Origin of the sequence: Klebsiella oxytoca NBRC 105695 (assembly GCF_001598695.1) — a bacterium.
In the GTDB taxonomy this organism is placed as follows: Bacteria; Pseudomonadota; Gammaproteobacteria; order Enterobacterales; family Enterobacteriaceae; genus Klebsiella; species Klebsiella oxytoca.
On the sequence record NZ_BCZK01000010.1, the window covers coordinates 18,892 to 41,039 of the forward strand.

Here is a 22,148-nt window from a genome sequence, read left to right on the forward strand (position 1 = left end):
CCTCAGTGCTTTCCTCCAGTGATTAACCCGAAACGGGCATAAATAGACCCGTTTCGGGTAGCACTCAATTGTTAATAATTATTATTCTCATGTAAGGAGTGTTTTCCGCTAAGACGTGCCATCAGGAGGAAGAATGATTTCTGGCGCACCATCTCAGGAACCGCAGTTACCGGACAACGGCAACGCGGCTGATTATCAACAATTACGCGAGCGGCTCACGCAGGAGCTAAATTTAACGCCGCAGCAGCTACATGAAGCGTGCAATTTGATCCAGGCGGGCCTGGATTCAATCAGATTGATGAGATGGTTAGACTGGTTTCGTAAAAGGGGCTACCGCGTGACCCTGCGCGAACTGTATGCCGCCCCCACGCTGGGCGGGTGGCGCCAGCTGATGCGCAGCCGTTCCCCGGAGAAACCGGCGGAGGAAACGGCATCCGGCGAAAGCGTCTGGCCGACCATGACCGAGGGTACCCCCTTCCCTCTGACGCCGGTCCAGCATGCCTACCTGACGGGGCGAATGCCTGGACAGCCTCTCGGCGGCGTGGGCTGCCATCTGTATCAGGAGTTTGCCGGCTATTCTCTGACGGCGGAAAAGCTGGAACAGGCCATCGCGATCCTGATGCAGCGCCACCCGATGCTGCATATCGCCTTTCGCACCGACGGACAGCAGGTCTGGTTAAAGCAACCTTACTGGAACGGCGTCACGGTTCATGATCTGCGCCAGAACGACGCCGCCAGCCGCCAGGTCTATCTGGACGCCCTGCGCCAGCGCCTGAGCCACCGCCTTTTACGCGTGGAGATCGGCGAAACGTTTGATTTTCAGCTGACGCTGTTGCCCGATAATCGCCACTGCCTCCATGTCAATATTGACCTGCTGATTATGGATGCCTCCAGCTTTACGCTCTTCTTCGATGAGCTTAATGCTCTGCTGGCGGGCGAATCGCTGCCGGCTATCGACCCCCGCTATGATTTCCGCTCCTATTTGCTGCACCAGCAGAAGGTGCATCAACCGCTGCGAGCCGAAGCCCGCGCGTACTGGCTGGCGAAAGCGCCTGCGCTTCCTCCTGCGCCGCTCTTGCCGCTGGCCTGCGACCCCGCCGCGCTACGTGAAGTCCGTAATACCCGACGCCGCATGATTGTCCCGGCCAAACAGTGGCATGCGTTCAGCCAACGGGCCGGTGAGTACGGCGTCACCCCGACAATGGCGCTGGCAACCTGTTTTTCCGCCGTCCTGGCTCGCTGGAGTGGCCTGACGCGGCTGCTGCTCAACGTAACGTTATTCGACCGCCAACCGCTGCACCCGGCGGTTAGCGCTATGCTTGCCGACTTCACCAATATTCTGCTGCTGGATACCGCCTGCGACGGCGATACCGTCAGCGGCCTCGCGCAGAAGAATCAGCTGACCTTTACCGAAGACTGGGAGCATCGTCACTGGTCCGGCGTCGAACTCCTCCGGGAGCTCAAACGCCAGCAGCGCTATCCCCACGGCGCCCCGGTGGTATTTACCAGCAATCTGGGACGCTCTCTCTACAGCAGCCGCGCGGAACCGCCTTTGGGCGAGCCGGACTGGGGCATCTCGCAGACGCCGCAGGTGTGGATAGATCATCTGGCATTCGAACATCAAGGCGAGGTCTGGCTGCAATGGGACAGCAATGACGCTCTGTTCCCTCCGGCATTAGTAGCGACGTTGTTCGCGGCCTACTGCCAGCTGATTAACCAGCTCTGCGAAGATGACAGCGCATGGCAAAAACCGTTCCCGGATACCCTGCCCGCCAGGCAGCGCGCGATTCGCCAGCGGGTCAACGCGACCGACGCGCCCATTCCCGCAGGACTGCTGCATGAAGGCATTTTCCGCATCGCCCTCCAGCAGCCGGAGGCGCTTGCGGTCACAGATGCTCATTATCAGTGGAACTACCGTGAACTGACGGACTTTGCCCGCCGTTGCGCCGGCAGGTTAATCGCGTGCGGGGTGCAGCCGGGCGACAATGTGGCGATCGGCATGTCAAAAGGCGCGGGACAGCTGGTTGCGGTGCTGGCCGTACTGCTGGCCGGGGCGGTCTACGTTCCGGTTTCGCTGGACCAGCCCGCCGCGCGGCGCAAGAAAATCTATGCTGACGCCAGCGTTCGGCTGGTGCTCATTTGCCAGCACGACGCCAGCGCGTGGTCAGACGATGTTCCCCTGCTTGCCTGGCAGCCGGCCATTGAGGATGAACCGATCGGCAACCCGGTGGTTCGCGCACCGACACAACCGGCCTATATTCTCTACACCTCCGGTTCTACCGGCACACCGAAAGGCGTGGTCATTTCTCACCGGGGAGCGCTCAACACCTGTTGCGATATCAATAACCGCTATCAGGTAGGTCCAGGCGACAGGGTGCTGGCGCTGTCCGGCCTGCATTTTGATTTATCGGTATATGACATTTTTGGCGTCCTGAGCGCCGGCGGCGCGCTGGTTATGGTGATGGAAGAGCAACGGCGCGATCCCCGCGCGTGGTGTGAACTGATCCGACGCCATCAGGTCACGCTCTGGAACAGCGTCCCGGCGCTATTCGATATGCTACTGACCTGGTGCGAGGGTTTTGCCGACGCTGCGCCGGCAAATCTGCGCGCGGTAATGCTTTCCGGCGACTGGATCGGTCTCGATCTTCCCGCCCGCTTTCGGGCCTATCGGCCGCAAGGGCAGTTTATCGCCATGGGCGGCGCCACCGAGGCGTCTATCTGGTCTAACGTCTGCGAGGTCAGAGAGGTTCCTGAGCACTGGCGCGCCATCCCCTACGGTTTTCCGTTGGCTAACCAGCGCTACCGGGTAGTCGATGAGCGGGGCCGGGACTGCCCCGACTGGGTGCCCGGCGAATTGTGGATTGGCGGCCTCGGGGTCGCTGAAGGCTATTTCAACGATCCTCTGCGCAGCGAGCAGCAGTTTTTGACGCAATCGGGCGAGCGCTGGTATCGCACCGGCGATGTCGGCTGCTACTGGCCAGACGGTACCTTAGAGTTCCTCGGCCGCCGCGATAAGCAGGTCAAGGTCGGGGGATATCGCATCGAGCTGGGCGAAATTGAGAGCGCGCTCGGCCAGGTGGCGGGCGTGAAACAAGCCACCGTTCAGGCGATCGGGGAGAAAGAGAAGACCCTGGCGGCCTGGGTTGTTCCCCAGGGGGAGGCTTTTTGCGTTCCCCATCATCGCGATCCGTTGCTGCCGCAGGAATGGCGTACCCTGGCAGGAACGCTGCCCTGCTGCGCCTGCCCGCCAGAAATCTCCGCCGCTCAGGTCGCTGATTTTCTGCAGTATCGCCTGTTAAAACTGCATCCGGGCCACGCCTCTGACGTCGATCCGCTCTCCCTGATCGATTCGCTCGCTATCCAGCCGCGCTGGCAGGCCGTGATGGAACGCTGGTTAGCCTTTCTTGCGGCTCAACAGCGGCTGCAGCCCGCCGCTGAGGGTTATCAGGTCTGCGCGGCAGAAGCGCCGGAAAAGCGCCATCCTTCGTTCAGCGGGCATGACCTCACCTTAATGCAGATTCTTCGCGGCGCGCGCCACGAACTGTCATTACTGAATGATGCGCGGTGGTCGCCGGAAAGTCTGGCTTTCGACCATCCGGCCAGCGCCTTGTATATCGAGGAGCTGGCGACAATGTGCCAACAGCTTTCCCGACGTTTACAGCGCCCGGTACGTCTGCTGGAGGTGGGGGTCCGCACCGCCCGCGCCGCAGAGTGCCTGTTGTCCCGCCTCAACGCTGGCGAGGTTGAGTATGTCGGGCTTGAACATAGCCAGGAGCTGCTGCTGAGCGCCAGACAGCGGCTTGCCCCATGGCCTGATGCCCGTCTGGCCCTCTGGAATGCAGAGACGCTGGCGGCGCACGCGCATTCGGCGGACATTGTCTGGCTGAATAATGCCCTGCATCGTCTGCTGCCAGAAGATCCCGGACTCCTTACGACCTTACAACGGCTCGCCGTCCCCGGAGCGCTGCTCTACGTCATGGAGTTTCGCCAGTTGACGCCGTCTGCCCTGCTCAGCACGCTTCTGTTAACCGCTGGACAACCGGAGGCTTTACTGCATAACAGCGCAGCGTGGGCAACAATATTCAGCGCCGCCGACTTCAGCTGTCAGCATGGCGATGAAATCGGCGGATTACAACGCTTCCTCGTCCAGTGCCCGGCCAGCCAGATGCGCCGGGACCCGCGTAAACTACAGGCCGCCCTTGCCGAACGCTTGCCCGGGTGGATGGTGCCGCAACGGATCCACTTCCTTGACGCTTTCCCGCTGACCGCTAACGGAAAAATTGACTATCAGGCGCTGACCCGTCGCCATACCCCTGAGGCGGAAACACTGGCCGAAGCGGATTTACCTCAGGGCGATACGGAAACATGCGTGGCCGCCATCTGGCAGCAGCTGTTGTCGATCGGCACCGTCACTCGGGAGACCGACTTTTTCCAGCAAGGCGGCGACAGCCTGCTGGCCACCCGTCTGACCGGACAGCTCCATCAGGCGGGTTATACCGCGCAATTAAGCGATCTGTTTAATCATCCCCGACTGGCGGATTTTGCCGCTACCCTGCGTAAAACCGACCTCCCGGTCGAACAGCCATTCACCCACTATCCTGAAGATCGCTACCAGCCTTTCGCGCTTACCGACGTGCAGCAGGCCTACCTGGTCGGACGGCAGCCGGGGTTTGCCCTGGGCGGCGTAGGCTCCCACTTCTTCGTTGAATTTGAGGTTGCCGATCTGGATATCCGCCGGCTGGAGAGGGTCTGGAATCGTTTAATCGTCCGCCACGATATGCTGCGCGCCGTTGTTCACGATGGACAGCTGCAGGTTCTCGAACAGACTCCCCCCTGGATCATACCCGCGCACGTTTGCCCAACGCCAGACGAGGCGCTGCGGCTACGTGAAAAACTGGCGCATCAGGTACTCAACCCCGAAATCTGGCCGGTATTCGATCTCCAGGTCGGATACGTCGACGGGATGCCCGCCCGACTCTGGCTGTGCCTGGATAACCTGTTGCTTGACGGGCTAAGCATGCAGATCCTGCTGGCGGAGCTGGAAAACGGCTATCGCTATCCGCAACAGCTGCCGCCGCCGCTCCCCGTCACTTTCAGGGATTATCTGCAGCAACCCGCGCTGCGGGCGCCAGACCCAGACTCCCTGGCCTGGTGGCAGACTCAGCTGGACGATATCCCTCCGGCGCCGGCGCTGCAGCTGCGCTGCTTGCCTCAGGACGTTGCGACGCCGCGCTTTGCCCGCCTGAACGGGGCCATGGACAGCGCGCGCTGGCGCCGATTGAAACAGCGGGCGGCTGAAGCCCACCTTACCCCGTCGGCCTTACTCTTATCGGTATGGTCGACGGTGCTCTCGGCATGGAGCGCGCGGCCTGACTTCACGCTTAACCTGACGCTTTTCGACCGCCGTCCGGTGCATCCCCAAATCAACCAGATTCTGGGCGACTTCACCTCGCTGATGCTGCTGAGCTGGCGGCCTGGCGACAACTGGCTGCACAGCGCGCAGCGACTGCAGCAGCGCCTGAGCCAGAGCCTCAATTATCGCGATGTATCCGCCATCCGCGTGATGCGTCAGCTGGCGCAACGGCAAAATCTGCCCGCCGTGACCATGCCGGTCGTCTTCACCAGCGCGCTCGGCTTCGCGCAGGATAATTTCCTCGCCCGGCGCAATTTACTCAAACCGGTCTGGGGTATCTCGCAGACGCCGCAGGTCTGGCTCGATCACCAGGTTTATGAGTCCGAAGGTGAATTGCGCTTTAACTGGGATTTTGTCGCCGCCCTGTTTCCTGCCGAACAGGTGGAGCGGCAGTTTGCCCAGTATGGCGAATTGCTCAATCGGATGGCCGAGGAAGAGAGCTGCTGGCAGCTTCCGCTCGCCGCGCTGGTTCCCCCCGTTAAACTCGCGGAACCAAGCCCCGCTCCCGCTCCGCGCGGTTGCCCTGAGCGCCCGGTGTCCGGCGTGGCGGCGGACGAGAGCACTGTCCGTCTGATTTGCGACGCCTTTCGCGAGGTGGTGGGCGAATCGATTATGCCCGCGGATAACTTTTTTGAGGCGGGCGCCACGTCGCTAAATCTGGTGCAGCTGCACGTTTTGTTACAACGTCACGAATTTTCCACGCTGACGCTGCTTGATCTCTTTACCCACTCCTCTCCAGCCGCTCTGGCCGAATACCTTACCGGCGTCGCGATGGAGGAGAAAGCCCCACGCTCTCGCCCGGTTCGCCGACGCCAGCGGCGGATTTAGCGCGAACCAAACTGATTTTTTCCGGGACGCCGTCGCGCAAGCGCGGCGTGCCATTGACTTTGTGACTCTTAGGAAACGAGACCGATTATGGATAACTTGCGCTTCTCTTCTGCGCCGACAGCAGATTCCATTGATGCATCGATCGCTGAACGCTACCCGGACTGCGAACCTGTCGCGGTGATCGGCTACGCCTGCCATTTTCCTGAAGCGCCCGATGGCGAAACGTTCTGGCACAACTTGCTGGAAGGCCGTGAATGCAGCAGGCGCTTTACCCGCGAGGCGCTGCTGGCCGCCGGTCTGGATGCCGCGGTGATTGACGATCCTCATTACGTCAATATCGGGACGATTTTAGACAACGCCGACTGCTTCGACGCCGCCCTGTTTGGCTACTCGCGGCAAGAAGCCGAATCTATCGATCCGCAGCAGCGGCTGTTTTTGCAGGCGGTCTGGCATGCGCTGGAGCATGCCGGCTATGCCCCCGGCGCCGTCCCCCACAAGACCGGCGTTTTCGCCTCTTCCCGGATGAGCACCTATCCCGGCCGCGAAGCCCTGAACGTCACGGAAGTCGCGCAGGTCAAGGGTCTGCAGTCGCTGATGGGTAATGATAAGGACTATATTGCCACCCGCGCCGCGTATAAGCTCAATCTGCACGGCCCGGCGCTATCGGTACAGACCGCCTGCTCCAGTTCGCTGGTTGCGGTGCATCTGGCCTGCGAAAGCCTGCGCGCGGGGGAATCCGATATGGCGGTGGCCGGCGGCGTGGCGCTCTCTTTCCCCCAGCAGGCGGGCTACCGCTACCAGCCCGGGATGATTTTCTCTCCCGATGGCCACTGTCGCCCTTTTGACGCCTCGGCAGAAGGCACCTGGGCCGGCAACGGTCTCGGCTGCGTGGTACTGCGCCGCCTGAGAGATGCGCTGCTGTCAGAGGATCCGATTATTGCCGTGATCCTCTCCAGCGCGGTCAACAACGACGGTAGCCGAAAAGTGGGTTATACCGCGCCGTCGGTGGCAGGACAGCAAGCGGTCATCGAAGAGGCGTTAATGCTGGCGGCGATCGATGACAGACAGATTGGCTACATTGAAACCCACGGTACCGGCACGCCGCTGGGAGACGCGATTGAAATTGAAGCGCTGCGCAACGTTTATGCGCCCCGCCCGCCGCATCAGCGCTGCGCGCTCGGTTCGGTAAAAAGCAATGTTGGCCATCTGGATACGGCGGCCGGGATTGCCGGGTTGCTGAAAACCGTCCTCGCGGTCAACCGCGGACAAATTCCACCGATGCTAAATTTTGCCACGCCAAACCCGGCGCTCAAGCTCGACGAAAGCCCGTTCACCGTGCCGGTGACGGCCCAGGCGTGGCAGGACGAAATACGCTACGCGGGCGTCTCCTCCTTTGGCATTGGCGGCACAAACTGCCACATGATCGTCGCCTCGCTGCCCGATGAGCTCAGATTACCGTTGCCTGGTGCGGATGACGGAAGCAGGAGCACCGCGCTGCTGCTCAGCGCCGCCAGCGACACCGCGTTGCGGCAGCTGGCTACGGACTATGCTCGGGCGCTGAGGGAAAACGCGGATGCCAGTAATCTGGCCTTCACGGCTTTGCGCGCCCGCCGTCTCGATCTCCCCTTTCGTCTGGCGACGGCATTAAATGATGATACCGCCGCTGCCCTTAGCGCCTGGGCTGGAGAACAGGCCGGGGCGCCGGTTTATAGCGGCCACGGCGTCAGCGGTAAGCAGGTGTGGCTGTTTACCGGGCAGGGCTCGCACTGGCGGACCATGGGCTACGCCATGTTCCAGCGTTCGAAGGTGTTTGCCGACACGCTTGAACGCTGTTTTTCCGCCTGTCGTGAAATGCTCACGCCCTCCCTGCGCGACGCGATGTTTAATCCCGACTCGGCGCAGCTGGAGGAGATGACCTGGGCGCAGCCGGCCATCGTTGCCTTTGAAATCGCCATGGCGGCGCACTGGCGCGCCGAGGGATTGCAGCCGGATTACGCCATCGGTCACTCGGTGGGCGAATTTGCCGCCGCCGTGGTCTGCGGACACTATACGATTGAACAGGTTATGCCGCTGGTTTGCCGCCGCGGGGCGCTGATGCAGCTGTGCGCAAACGGCGCGATGGTGGCGGTGTTCGCGCAAGAAGAGGCGCTGATGCCGCTGGCCCGCCAGTTTGAGCTGGATCTGGCGGCAAACAACGGCACCCGGCATACGGTCTTTTCCGGGCCGGAAGCCCGTATTGCGGAATTTTGCGCCGCGCTTTCGCAGCGTGATATCAGCTATCGTCGCCTGAGCGTTTCCGGCGCGGCGCACTCCGCCTTACTGGAGCCGATACTCGATCGTTTTCAGGACGCCTGCGCCGGGCTGCACGCAGAGCCCGGGCAGCTACAGCTTATTTCCACCCTCACCGCCGGGGCCATAGATGCGTCGACGCTCAATCAGGCGGATTACTGGCGCCGCCATATGCGCCAGCCGGTGCGCTTTATCCAGAGTATTCAGGCGGCGCACAAGCTCGGCGCCCGCGTTTTTGTAGAGATGGGACCCGATGCCCAGCTGATTGCCTCCGGCCAGCGCGAATACCGGGATAACGCTTACTGGATAGCCAGCGCCCGCCGTAACCAGGAGGCGAGCGCTGTCCTGAATCAGGCGCTGCTCCAGCTGTACGCCGCTGGCGTCACCCTGCCGTGGGCAGACTTACTGGCGGGCAATGGGCAACGTATCTCTGCGCCACGCTATCCGTTCGCGACCGAGCGTTACTGGAAAGAGCACGTTTCCAACGTCTGCGAGCCTGACGACGTCGTGCTGTCCGCCGGCGCTGAGGTGGCGAGTCGCGCCGCGGCAGCGCTCGATCTTCCCCGGCTGGAAGCGCTTAAACGCTGCGCCACGCGGCTACACGCCATCTATGTCGATCGGCTGGTACAACGCTGTGCGGACGATGCCATTGCCAGCGGCGTCGACGCCATGACCATTATGCGCCGCGGCCGTCTGCTGCCGCGCTACCAGCAGCTGCTTCAACGCCTGCTGAATAACTGCGTGGCCGACGGCGACTACCGCTACGCTGACGGGCGTTATTTCCGCGCCCGCCCGATTGAACATGAGCAGAGGGAAGCTCTGCTGGCGGAGCTTGCTGGCTATTGTGAAGGTTTTCAGGCTATTCCCGAGACCATCGCCCGCGCCGGCGAACGGCTGTATGAAATGATGAGCGGCGAGGAAGAGCCGGTGGCGATCATCTTCCCGCAGGGCGCCTCCGACGGCGTGGAGGTCCTCTATCAGGAATTCAGCTTTGGCCGCTATTTCAACCAAATCGCCGCCGGTATCTTACGCGGTCTCGTCCAGACGCGTCAGCCCCAGCGCCCTTTACGAATCCTGGAAGTCGGCGGCGGTACCGGCGGCACCACCGCGTGGCTGCTGCCGGAACTCAACGGCGTTCCGGCGCTGGAGTACCACTTCACCGATATCTCCGCCCTGTTTACCCGCCGCGCCCAGCAGAAATTCGCCGACTATGGCTTTGTGCGCTACCACGAACTGGATCTCGAAAAAGAGGCGCAGTCCCAGGGGTTCCAGGCAAACTCATACGATCTTATCGTGGCGGCGAACGTAATCCACGCCACTCGCCATATTGGCCGCACGCTCGATAATCTGCGCCCTCTGCTCAAACCGGGCGGACGCCTGCTGATGCGCGAAATCACCCAGCCAATGCGTCTGTTTGATTTCGTTTTTGGCCCGCTGGTGCTTCCGCTCCAGGATATCGACGCCCGCGAAGGCGAGCTCTTCCTCACCCCCCAACAGTGGCAGCAGCAGTGTCGCCGCGCCGGATTCAGCAAAGTGGCGTGGCTACCGCAGGAGGGTAGCCCGACCGCCGGTATGAGCGAACATATCATTCTCTCCACGCTGCCCGGTCAGGGGATATCCTCGTCATCAGCATCCGCGCTGGGGCAGACGTTGCCGGATAACGCTGATGATCTCGCCGACTGGTCCGATTGCGCGGGTCAGCCGGAACGGTTTAACGCCCGCTGGCAGGAGGCCTGGCGGCGGCTCTCAGCGCGGCACGGCGACAATTCCCCCGTGGAACCGCCCCAGGTCAGCCCCCCGCAGTGGCTGGGGGAGGTGCGCTTAAGCTGGCGAAACGCCGCCTTTTCCCGCGGCGAGATGCGCGTGGAAGCCCGTCATCCTGATGGCGAGTGGCTGCCGCTGGCTCCCGCCGCGCCTGTTCCTGCGCCGCAGACGCATTATCAATGGCGCTGGACGCCCTTCAGCGCCGCCAGCGATGGCCGCCCACTGGCATTTCGCTTCAGCGCCGGTACGCTTGCGCACGAAAATGAGCTGGCGCAATGCGGTATCCTTCACGATCCGCAGGCCGCTTCGGTGCTCATTATTGTCGAGGAGAGCGAACAGACGCTGGCGTTAGCGAAACAAGTGAAGGAGGCCCTGACCACCGGCGCCGGAGGATTGATTGCGATCACTCGCCGCGCGTGGCAGGTTGAGGAGAATGAGGCGCTCGCCGCGTCTCATCACGCTCTGTGGGCTTTGCTTCGCGTCGCGGCCAATGAACAGCCGGAACGCTTGATTGCCGCCATCGATCTGGCCGAAAACACGCCATGGGAAACGCTGCGTCAGGGATTGAGCGCCGTCTCCCTTTCTCAGCGCTGGCTCGCCGCAAGGGGCAACGCCCTCTGGCTCCCCTCCCTGGCGCCGAATCCAGGGCGCGCCGCCGATCTTCCGGCAAATGTCTTCGCTGGCGATACCCGCTGGCATCTGGTGACCGGCGCGTTTGGCGGATTGGGCCGCCTTGCCGTTAACTGGCTCAAGGAAAAAGGGGCGCAACGTATTGCCCTGCTGGCGCCGCGCGCGGATGCCTCCTGGCCGGGCGACATCAAGGGCGTGCAAATCCGCGTCTGCCGTTGTGATGTTGGCAACGCCCGACAGCTGACCAGGGTTCTCGATAAGCTGGCGGGCGATGGCGGCATTGCCGGGGCGATCCACGCCGCAGGCGTATTGGCTGATGGGCCGCTGCAGGATCTGGACGATCGCCAGCTGGCCGCGGTTTTCGCGGTGAAAGCGCAGGCGGCAGACCAGCTGCGGCAAAGCCTGAGCGACCACAACGCACGCTATCTTATTCTTTACTCCTCCGCAGCCGCCGCCCTCGGCGCGCCGGGTCAAAGCGCCCATGCGCTGGCCTGCGGCTATCTGGACGGGCTGGCGCGGCAACATACTTCTGATGATACTCCGAAAACGATAACCATTGCCTGGGGCGCCTGGGGGGAAAGCGGTCGGGCGGCCACGCCGGAAATGCTGGCGACGCTGGCCAGCCGCGGCATGGGCGCGTTAAGCAATGCCGAAGGCTGCTGGCATCTGGAACAGGCGGTGATGCGCGGTGCCCCATGGCGGCTGGCGATGCGTGTTTTCAGCGACAACATGCCTCCGCTACAACAGGCCCTGTTCCATAGCGGGTCCGCAGAAAAAGCCGCAGTGCCGGTCAGCCCTCCTGCGGATGACAACGTCTTTAACGGCAGCCTGAGCGATGAAACGGCGGTAATGACATGGCTGAAAAAACGCATCGCAGTTCAGTTACGGCTAAGCGATCCGGCATCGCTGCAGGCAAATCAGGATCTGTTGCCGCTGGGCATGGATTCGCTGCTCTTCCTTGAGCTCAGTAGCGATATTCAGCACTATCTGGGCGTGCGCATCAATGCGGAACGGGCGTGGCAGGATCTGTCGCCGCGCGGGCTCACGCAGCTTATCTGTTCTATTCCAGAGAAGACGCCTGCCGCTTCGCAGCCGGAAGCGTTACGGCACGACGCCGATGAGCGTTATGCCCCCTTCCCTCTGACGCCGATTCAGCACGCCTACTGGCTGGGAAGAACCCATCTTATTGGTTATGGCGGCGTTGCCTGTCACGTGCTGTTTGAGTGGGATAAACGCCACGATGAACTCGACCTCTCCCTACTGGAGAAAGCATGGAACCAGCTTATTGCCCGTCACGATATGCTGCGAATGGTGGTGGATGCCGACGGCCAACAGCGCGTTCTGGCGACAACCCCGACGTATCGCATCCCGCGCGACGATCTGCGCGCGCTCTCCCCGCAGGAGCAGCGCCTGGCGCTGGAAAAACGGCGGCTGGAACTGAGCTATCGCGTTTTACCCGCCGACCAGTGGCCTCTTTTTGAACTGGTGGTCAGCGAAATCGACGATTGTCGCTATCGCCTGCACATGAACCTCGATCTTCTGCAGTTCGATGTGCAGAGTTTTAAAGTTATGATGGACGATCTGGCGCAGGCCTGGCGCGGAGAGACGCTGGCGCCGCTCGATATCACCTTTCGCGATTATGTGATGGCTGAACAGGCGCGCCGGCAGACGGCGGCATGGCACGATGCCTGGGAGTACTGGCAGGAAAAACTACCGCAATTACCCCTGGCGCCGGAACTGCCGGTGGTGGAGACGCCGCCGGAAACTCCACACTTCACCACGTTCACCTCAACGATCGGCAAGCCTGCGTGGCAGGCCGTTAAGCAGCGCTGGCAGCAGCAAGGGCTCACCCCTTCTGCCGCGCTGCTCACGCTGTTTGCCGCCACCCTCGAGCGCTGGAGCCGTACCGCTGAATTTACCCTGAACCTGACTTTCTTTAATCGCCAGCCGGTTCATCCGCAAATCAACCAGTTGATTGGTGATTTTACCTCCGTCACGCTGGTCGATTTTAACTTCACCGCGCCGGCGACGCTGCAAGAGCAGATGCAACGAACCCAGCAGCGCCTGTGGCAGAACATGGCGCACAGCGAAATGAACGGCGTCGAGGTGATCCGCGAGCTGGGGCGCCTGCGCGGATCGCAGCATCAACCGCTGATGCCGGTGGTGTTTACCAGCATGCTGGGAATGACGCTGGAAGGCATGGCTATCGATCGGGCGATGAGTCGTCTGTTCGGTGAACCCTGCTATGTGTTCACGCAAACGCCGCAGGTCTGGCTGGATCATCAGGTCATGGAGAGCGATGGCGAGTTGACGTTTAGCTGGTACTGCATGGATAACGTGCTGGAGCCGGGCACAGCGCAAGCCATGTTTACAGACTATTGCGCCATCCTGCAGGCTGCTATTGCCAGCCCTGAAAGCCTGCAGACGATGGCCTGCGGTATTGCCGAACAGAACCCGCGCCGCCGCTGGCCGCTCAACGCGCAGACGGACTACGATTTGCGGGATATTGAGCAGGCGACGCTGGACTATCCCGGTATCCAGCGGGCCAGAGCGGAACTAAGCGAAAATGGCGCGTTAACGCTGGATATCGTCATGGCCGAGGGGCCGTCGCCCTCCGCGCTCGCCCCGGCTGAACGCGATCTCGCCTCGCTGGCGCTGCCGTTGCCTGAGCAGGCGCAACTTGATGAACTGGACGCGACCTGGCGCTGGCTGGAGGCGCGTGCGCTACGAGGGATCGCCGACACGCTGACTCGCCATGGTTTATTCACCTCGCCGGAGAGCGCCCATCGCTTTAGCGAAATTGTACAGGCGCTGGCCGCGCAGGGGGCCCGGCGACGTCTGCTGCGCCAGTGGCTACAGTGTCTGACGGAAAGAGAATGGTTGGCCCGCGAGGGGGATAGCTGGCGCTGCCGCATGGCGTTCAGCGAGATCCCCGGGCCGCAGGATGCCTGCCCGCCAACCCAATGGAGTCAGGCGCTGGCGCAGTATCTGGACGCCTCTATTTCCCGCCACGACGACCTTTTCTCCGGGCAGTGTTCGCCGCTGGAACTGCTGTTCAATGAGCCGTTGCGCGTAACCGACGCGCTGTATCGCGAAAACCCCGCCAGCGCCTGTCTGAATCGCTATACCGCACAGATTGCCACCCTATGCGGCGCAGAACGCATCCTCGAGGTGGGCGCCGGAACCGCAGCCACCGCGGAGCCGGTGCTGAAGGCCACGCAAAGCACGCGACGTTCATACCATTTCACCGATGTCTCCACGCAGTTCCTCAACGATGCCCGGAGCCGTTTCCACGATCAATCGCGGGTTTCTTACGCCTTATTCGACATTAACCAGCCGCTGGATTTCGCCGCCCATCCGGCAGAAGGATACGACCTGATTATTGCCGTCAATGTGCTTCACGACGCCAGTCATATCGTTCAGACGTTGCGCCGATTAAAGCTGCTGCTGAAAACCGGCGGACGTTTGTTGATCGTCGAGGCGACGGAGCGAAACAGCGTATTCCAGCTGGCGAGCGTCGGCTTTATCGAGGGATTGAGCGGATACCGTGATTTCCGCCGCCGGGATGAGAAACCCATGCTAGCCCGTTCGGCGTGGCAGGAAGTGCTTGCGCAAGCCGGGTTTGTCAACGAGCTGGCGTGGCCGACGCAGGAATCCTCGCCTCTGCGCCAGCATCTTCTGGTCGCGCGTTCGCCTGGCGTGAATCGACCGGATAAAGCAGCCGTAAGCCGCTATCTGCAGCAGCGTTTTGGCTCCGGCCTGCCCGCATTACGGATTCGCCAACAAGAAGCGTTACTTGCGCCGCTGCGTACCCCGTCCGTTGCGCAGATTGCCCCAGCCGAATCGACCCCGGTCGCCGGGGGCGATCCGACGCTGGAAAAACAGGTCGCTGAACTCTGGCAATCGCTGCTTTCTCGCCCCGTGGCCAGACATCACGACTTTTTTGCGCTGGGCGGCGACAGTCTGATGGCGACAAGGATGGTCGCGCAGCTGAACCGCAGAGGAATTGCCAGCGCCAGCCTTCAGGATCTGTTCACCCATTCAACGCTCAGCGACTTCTGCGCCCATCTGCAGGCCTGTTCGTCGGCAGAGGACAATCCTGTGCTCATTTGCCACGGCGCGGGTGATGAAACGTTGTTTGTTTTCCACGCTTCCGACGGCGATATCAGCGCCTGGCTGCCGCTTGCCCGGGCGCTGGACAGGCGCGTATTCGGCCTGCAGGCAAAATCGCCGCAGCGTTTTGCCACGCTTGATCGGATGATCGATGAGTATGTCGCATCCATCCGTCGCCAGCAGCCACACGGCCCCTATGTGCTGGCGGGATGGTCGTACGGCGCTTTTCTTGCAGCTGGCGCCGCGCAGCGTCTGTACGCCAAAGGCGAGCAGGTACGGCTGGCGTTAATCGATCCCGTGTGTCGACAGGATTTTCGTTGCGCCAACCGGACGGCCCTGCTGCGGCTGTTAGCCGAAGGGAATACGCCGCTGGCGCTGCCGGAACATTTTGACCGGCTGACGCCCGCCCGCCAGCTTGCCGTCTTCATCGACCTTGCCAGAACGGCGGGAATGGTGCCGCAAAACCTGACGCGGCAAGCGGCAGAAACGTGGATCGACAACATCGCGCATCTGCTGCGTTTACTGGCCGGGCATAAGCCGGGCGAAGCCGTTGCGCTTCCCTGCCTCATCCTGCATGCCGTAATGAGACCCGCGCGCTGGACGCCAGCGGAGACCGAATGGCGGGCCTGGATGGACCGCGCCGACCGCTATGCGATTAAAGCCAGTCACTGGCAAATCATGCTGGAGCCCCCCCACGTTCAGGCTTGCGCGCAGCATATCCAGCGCTGGCTTGGCGCAACCTCAACGCAACCGGAGAACACCTTATGATGCCGTCCACCTTCGACAAACAACGCGTACTGATTGTGGGCGCCAAATTCGGCGAAATGTACCTCAACGCCTTTATGCAGCCCCAGGAGGGGCTCGAACTGGTTGGCCTGCTGGCCCAGGGAAGCCCGCGCGCAAAAGAGCTGGCCCAGGCGTTTGGTATCCCGCTGTATACCTCGCTCGAACAGATCAAGGAGATGCCGGATATCGCCTGTATCGTCGTGCGCTCGACCGTCGCCGGCGGGAGCGGAACGCAGCTTGCCCGGCACTTTTTAACTCACGGCGCGCACGTTATTCAGGAGCATCCCCTCCACCCGGATGATGTCCGTTCATTACAAGCGCTGGCGCAGGAACAGGGGCGTTGCTATTGGGTCAATACGTTTTATCCGCACGCGCTTGCCGGTCGCGTGTGGCTCAGGGACGCGAAGCAGTTACGTCGCTGTCTGGATCGGGGGCCGTCGATTGTCCATGCCACCACCAGCCGGCAGTTGCTCTACTCCACTCTCGATTTATTGCTGCTGGCTCTGGGCGTGGATGCCGCCAGCGTGGCGTGCGAAGTGGTCGGCAGCTTCAGCGACTTTCACTGTCTGAGACTCTACTGGCCGGAGGGAGAGGCGTGCCTGCTGCTTCAGCGCTATCTCGATCCTGACGATCCGGATATGCACAGCCTGATTATGCACCGTCTGCTGCTGGGATGGCCGGAAGGATATCTTTCGCTGGAGGCGAGCTACGGCCCCGTCATCTGGTCATCCAGCCTGTTTGTCGCCGAACATCAGGAGAATGCTCGCAGCCTCTACCGCAGACCGGAGATCCTGCGCGACCCGCCGGGTCAGACGCGCAGCCCGGCGCCCCTGAGCTGGCGTGATTGCTGTGAAACCGCCGGGCCTGAGGGCGTCGGAAGATTACTCCATCAGCTGCGCAGCCATCTGGCGGGCGAAAATGCGCCTGCCGCCTGCCACGGCGCTCATCAGCTGGCGGTGTCGTACCTATGGCAGCAGATTTTACGCGCGACCGGCAATGCCGAGATCCGCCACCTGAAGCCGCCGCGTCATGAACGGTTAACGGCTTTCTACCGCCACGATGAGGAGTCCCGATGATGCAATCTGCCATGTGTACTCCGTTATGGCCCGCCCGCAGCGCCAGTACGGCGCATCTGGTGATGTGCCCCTTCGCGGGCGGCAGCAGTAGCGCGTTTCGCTGCTGGCGAGAGCAGCCTATGGCGGACATCGCGCTTTCCCTGGTAACCTGGCCGGGACGCGATCGCCTGCGCCATCTGACGCCGCTCAACAGCATTATGCCGCTGGCGGTACGGCTGGCGAACGAACTGCAACAGAGCGTATCTCCTGACGCGCCGCTGCTGCTCGCCGGGCACAGTATGGGCGCGCAGGTGGCGTTTGAAACCTGTCGCCTTCTGGAGCAACGAGGACATGCGCCGCATGGCCTGATTATTTCGGGATGCCATGCTCCTCACCTCCATTCCGAACGCCGACTCAGCCATCGCGATGATGCCGACTTTATCGCTGAGCTGATAGATATTGGCGGATGTTCGCCTGAGCTGCGGGAAAACGAGGAGTTAATATCGCTGTTTCTTCCCCTCCTGCGCGCCGATTTTTACGCCACCGAGCATTATCACTACGATTCGCCCGATCGCGCCTCGCCGCTGCGCACGCCTGCGCTGCTCATATGCGGCAGCCGCGACCGCGAAGCCTCCCGGCAGCAGGTCGACGCCTGGCGTCAGTGGCTGATCCACGTTACCGGGCCGGTCACAATCGACGGCGATCACTTCTATCCCATTCAACAATCCCGCGCCTTCTTTACGCAGATTGTCCGCCATTTTCCCGACGCATTTTCGACGCTGACCGCTGTGCAAAAACAGCCCAGTACTTCTGAAAGGTGACGCATGCACGCTTCTTTTAACACTCTGATTGAACAGTATCCCTTACCTATTGCCGCACAGCTGCGCTGCTGGGCGGCGCGTTATTCCACGCAAACAGCGCTCGTTGATGACGGGGGTGCGCTAACCTACAGCGAGCTTGATGTCCGGGTCGACCAGCTTGCCGCAGGGTTAGACTCGCTGGGGTTGCGTTCAGGACAGCATGTGATTGTGCAGCTTCCAAACGGCAACGCCTTCGTGATCCTGTTGTTCGCCTTGTTAAGACTCGGCGCGATCCCCGTTCTGGCGATGCCCTCCCAGCGGGAGCTGGATATCGACGCGCTGATCGCGCTGGCGCAACCCGTCGCTTATTTTATTCACGGGGAAAACCATGCAGGGCTGGCCCGCCAGATGATGCATAAACACGCCTGCTTGCGTCATGTTCTGACCATTGAACAATGCGCAGATGACGAGTTTACGCCGCTGTTCTCGCTGCGCGGCGAGCTTCAGGCGTGGCGGCAGCCCGAGGTTTCCGCCACCGCGCTGCTGCTGCTTTCAGGCGGCACCACCGGGACGCCAAAGCTTATTCCGCGACGGCACGCCGACTATAGCTATAACTTCAGCGCCTCTGCCGAACTGTGCGGCATCAACGCCCAAAGCGTATATCTCGCCGTCCTTCCCGTGGCGCATAATTTTCCGCTGGCCTGTCCCGGTATTCTGGGAACGCTTGCCTGCGGCGGGAAGGTGGTGCTGACCAACAGCGCCAGCTGCGATGAGGTGATGCCATTAATCGCCGAATGCCGCGCGACGCACGTCGCGCTGGTGCCGGCCCTGGCGCAGCTCTGGGCGCAGGCCAGAGAGTGGGAAGAGAGCGATCTCTCTTCGCTGCGCGTCATTCAGGTGGGCGGCGCCCGCCTCGATCCGACGCTGGCAGAGCAGATTATCGCCACCTTTAACTGCACCCTACAGCAGGTATTCGGCATGGCGGAGGGGCTGCTTTGCTTTACCCGTCTCAACGATCCGCTGGTCAGCGTTCTCCATAGCCAGGGGCGCCCGCTATCTCCCCTGGATGAAATTCGCGTCGTTGACGAAGAAGAGAACGACGTTGCGCCTGGCGAAACCGGACAGTTATTAACGCGCGGCCCTTACACGATTTCGGGCTATTATCGCGCTCCCGAGCACAATGCCCGGGCCTTTACCGCGCAAGGATTTTACCGTACGGGCGATAATGTCAGGCGCGATGAGGCGGGAAACCTGTACGTTGAGGGACGCATAAAAGAGCAGATCAACCGCGCCGGAGAGAAAATTGCCGCGGCGGAAGTGGAAGCGGCGCTGATGCGTCTGGAGGCGGTAAAGGATTGCGCCGTGGTTGCCGCGCCGGACACGCTGCTTGGCGAGCGAATTTGCGCGTTTATCATCGCGCAGCAGACGCCATTTGACTATCAACAGTTGCGTCACCAGCTAACCCAGCTGGGGCTCAGCGCGTGGAAAATTCCGGACCAAATTGAGTTTCTGACCCACTGGCCGCTCACCGCCGTCGGCAAGGTAGATAAAAAACGCCTGACGGCGCTCGCCACCGAGCGTTGTCGCCAGACGTCACAATAAGCGCAACCCTACCCGAAACAGGTGGAAATAAACCCGTTTCGGGTAGCAGCACAATTAGAAATAGTTATCATTTTCAATTCACCGTTGTGGCTATTTTTGGCGTTTCGCCGTTTTACAGGGACTCATAACAATGAAAATGACACGGTTTTACCCTCTGATTGTGGGAGGGTTTCTGCTCCCGGGCATGGCTCATGCCCAGACTGCACAGCAAGACGAAACCACGCTGGTGGTCACCGCCAGTAAACAGTCTTCCCGCTCGGCATCAGCCAATAACGTCTCTTCTACCGTTATCAGCGCGACGGAGTTAAGCGACGCAGGCGTTACCGCCAGCGACAAACTCCCCCGAGTGTTGCCCGGACTCAATATTGAAAATAGCGGCAATATGCTTTTTTCAACGATCTCGCTTCGCGGCATCTCTTCTGCCCAGGACTTCTATAACCCTGCCGTCACCCTGTATGTCGACGGGGTTCCCCAGCTATCTACTAACACCATCCAGGCGCTAACCGATGTGCAAAGCGTGGAGCTGCTGCGGGGTCCCCAGGGAACCTTGTATGGCAAAAGCGCTCAGGGCGGGATTATCAACATCGTCACGCAGCAGCCGGACAGCACCCCGCGCGGCTATATTGAAGGCGGCGTCAGCAGCCGCGACAGCTATCGTAGCAAGTTCAACCTGAGCGGCCCTCTTCAGGATGGTCTGCTCTATGGCAGCGTAACGCTGTTACGCCAGGTTGATGACGGCGAGATGATTAACCCTGCGACGGGAAGCGATGATTTAGGCGGCACCCGCGCCAGCATAGGGAATGTGAAACTGCGTCTGGCGCCGGACGACCAGCCCTGGGAAATGGGATTTGCCGCCTCGCGCGAATGTACTCGCGCGACACAGGATGCCTATGTGGCATGGAATGATATTAAGAGCCGTAAACTGTCGATCGACCCGGGGTCGCCGGACCCGTATATGCGGCGCTGCACTGACAGCCAGACGCTCAGCGGGAAATACAGCACCGAGGACTGGGTTTTCAATCTGATCGGCGCCTGGCAGCAGCAGAATTATTCACGCACTTTTCCTTCCGGCTCGTTGATCGTCAATATGCCCCAACGCTGGAATCAGGATGTGCAGGAGCTACGCGCCGCGACTCTCGGCGAGACGCGGACCGTGGATATGGTGTTCGGATTGTACCGGCAGAATACCCGGGAGAAGCTAAATTCAGCCTACGATATGCCGACCATGCCCTATTTAAGCAGCACCGGCTACACCACCGCCGAAACGCTGGCCGCCTACAGCGATCTGACCTGGCATTTAACCGATCGTTTAGACATCGGCGGCGGCGCGCGTTTCTCACATGATAAAGCCAGCACGCAGTATCACGGCAGTATGCTCGGTAACCCCTTTGGCGATCGTGGTAAAAGCAGTGATGACCACGTGCTCGGACAGCTCTCCGCAGGCTATATGCTGACCGACGACTGGCGGGTGTATACCCGCGTAGCGCAGGGATATAAACCTTCCGGATATAATATCGTGCCTACCGCAGGCCTTGATGCCAGGCCGTTCAGCGCGGAAAAATCCATCAACTACGAAATTGGCACCCGCTACGAGACCGCCGACGTCACGCTGCAAGCTGCGACGTTTTATACCCACACCAAAGATATGCAGCTCTACTCTGGTCCGGTCGGGATGCAGACCTTAAGCAACGCGGGGAGAGCCGACGCCACCGGCGTTGAGCTTGAGGCAAAATGGCGGTTTACGCCCGGCTGGTCATGGGACATCAATGGCAACATGATCCGTTCCGAATTCACCAATGACAGTGAGCTGTATCACGGCAATCGGGTGCCGTTTGTTCCGCGTTACGGCGCGGGAAGCAGCGTGAACGGCATGATTGATACCCGTTATGGGGCGCTGATGCCCCGACTGGCGGTGAATCTGGTGGGACCGCATTATTTCGATGGCGATAACCAGCTGCGGCAAGGGACTTACGCCACCCTCGACAGCAGCCTGGGCTGGCAGGCGACTGAACGGATGAATATTTCCGTCTATGTCGATAATCTGTTCGATCGCCGTTACCGTACCTACGGCTATATGAACGGCAGCAGCGCTGTCGCGCAGGTCAATATGGGCCGCACCGTGGGGATCAATACGCGCATTGATTTCTTCTGACAATCGATAGAGGGGGGCGATTAGCGCATCCCCTTCACCGCTGACTCACCGCTGGGTTTGACCGCCTCCGGTCGGGAGCATAAGCTGCAGAACAGGATAGCGTTCCAGCCAGCGTTTTTCCGCCACGCGCTGGCGGAAAATATTCAGCTTATCGCCCTCAAATTCCGGCGTTGGCCGCAGGCGACGTTCAAACAGATCGTCGAGTCCGTAAGGCGCAATGACCTCAATAAGGCCAGAGCGCCCTATTCTGACCGCGATGGCCGTCGCCGTCTCAGGCCAGTAGCTAAGCGCATTCTCCGTTGAATGATAAGGTTGATTACCGTTACGCCGGTGCATTCTGGCCTGATTCTTCACCGACCAGTTAAAGGCGGGCGACCGTTGGCAAAGCCCCGCTACCAGCGCGTTATCGTGGGCAGCACTGCAGCTTTTCGGATCGAACCAGACAACATCCACATCACCCGAAACCGGCCTTTGACCGTATCCGTGCAGATGATCCCAAACCGCATCTCTGACCAGGCCGGCACCGATCCAGCCATCGTTGAGTTCGAGCGCCTGAACGGCATAAAGCGCCTCCATTCTGAGCGGGTCGCTGAATAATAATCTCTGTAATTCGTCCTGATATTTCATTCTTCGCCTGGTGCCGTCTGATTGCCTGGCGACAAATCTGCCTGATGGCAGAGTGGTTATCAACCTTCCGATTATCTTGTATGATGGCG

At 61.0% G+C, this 22,148-nt stretch carries 7 protein-coding genes; 6 read left to right on the top strand and 1 reads right to left on the bottom strand.

Annotated features, from left to right (window positions below):
• The first annotated feature begins 133 nt into the window (after window positions 1–133).
• The 6 genes from KO1_RS17420 (at window position 134) to KO1_RS17445 (ending at window position 21,432) form a co-directional block, all read left to right on the top strand.
• The gene (locus tag KO1_RS17420; protein WP_064407066.1) at window positions 134–6,241 is read left to right on the top strand and encodes a non-ribosomal peptide synthetase; all 6,108 of its coding nucleotides are present in this window, start codon (window positions 134–136) and stop codon (window positions 6,239–6,241) included.
• Between the two features lie 87 nt (window positions 6,242–6,328).
• On the top strand, window positions 6,329–15,805 hold the full coding sequence (irp1, locus tag KO1_RS17425) for a yersiniabactin polyketide synthase HMWP1 (RefSeq protein ID WP_064407067.1): 9,477 nt from the start codon (window positions 6,329–6,331) through the stop codon (window positions 15,803–15,805).
• A complete protein-coding gene (locus KO1_RS17430; RefSeq protein ID WP_004113106.1) occupies window positions 15,802–16,899 on the top strand; it encodes a thiazolinyl imide reductase in 1,098 nt (365 codons plus the stop codon). Before irp1 ends, KO1_RS17430 begins: the two co-directional genes overlap by 4 nt.
• The gene (locus KO1_RS17435) at window positions 16,896–17,699 is read left to right on the top strand and encodes a thioesterase II family protein (protein WP_049591957.1); all 804 of its coding nucleotides are present in this window, start codon (window positions 16,896–16,898) and stop codon (window positions 17,697–17,699) included. The genes KO1_RS17430 and KO1_RS17435 overlap by 4 nt, the downstream gene beginning before the upstream one ends.
• Window positions 17,700–17,702: 3 nt before the next feature.
• Window positions 17,703–19,280: a (2,3-dihydroxybenzoyl)adenylate synthase gene (locus KO1_RS17440; protein ID WP_064407068.1), complete on the top strand. Its 1,578-nt coding sequence runs from the start codon at window positions 17,703–17,705 to the stop codon at window positions 19,278–19,280.
• Window positions 19,281–19,410: 130 nt separating this feature from the next.
• Window positions 19,411–21,432 carry a TonB-dependent receptor gene (locus tag KO1_RS17445; RefSeq protein ID WP_064407069.1) on the top strand — a complete coding sequence of 674 codons (2,022 nt, stop codon included), beginning with the start codon at window positions 19,411–19,413 and terminating at the stop codon, window positions 21,430–21,432.
• A gap of 45 nt (window positions 21,433–21,477) precedes the next feature.
• On the opposite strand, the gene KO1_RS17450 is transcribed toward KO1_RS17445, so the two are convergent.
• Complete coding sequence (locus KO1_RS17450) at window positions 21,478–22,059, bottom strand: nucleotidyltransferase family protein (RefSeq protein ID WP_064407070.1); 582 nt, start codon at window positions 22,057–22,059, stop codon at window positions 21,478–21,480.
• Window positions 22,060–22,148 lie beyond the last annotated feature (89 nt).

Coding starts and splice junctions, on each gene's coding strand:
- KO1_RS17420 (WP_064407066.1), top strand. CDS start 134: ATGATTTCTGGCGCACCATCTCAGGAACCGCAGTTACCGGACAACGGC.
- irp1 (WP_064407067.1), top strand. CDS start 6,329: ATGGATAACTTGCGCTTCTCTTCTGCGCCGACAGCAGATTCCATTGAT.
- KO1_RS17430 (WP_004113106.1), top strand. CDS start 15,802: ATGATGCCGTCCACCTTCGACAAACAACGCGTACTGATTGTGGGCGCC.
- KO1_RS17435 (WP_049591957.1), top strand. CDS start 16,896: ATGATGCAATCTGCCATGTGTACTCCGTTATGGCCCGCCCGCAGCGCC.
- KO1_RS17440 (WP_064407068.1), top strand. CDS start 17,703: ATGCACGCTTCTTTTAACACTCTGATTGAACAGTATCCCTTACCTATT.
- KO1_RS17445 (WP_064407069.1), top strand. CDS start 19,411: ATGAAAATGACACGGTTTTACCCTCTGATTGTGGGAGGGTTTCTGCTC.
- KO1_RS17450 (WP_064407070.1), bottom strand. CDS start 22,059: ATGAAATATCAGGACGAATTACAGAGATTATTATTCAGCGACCCGCTC.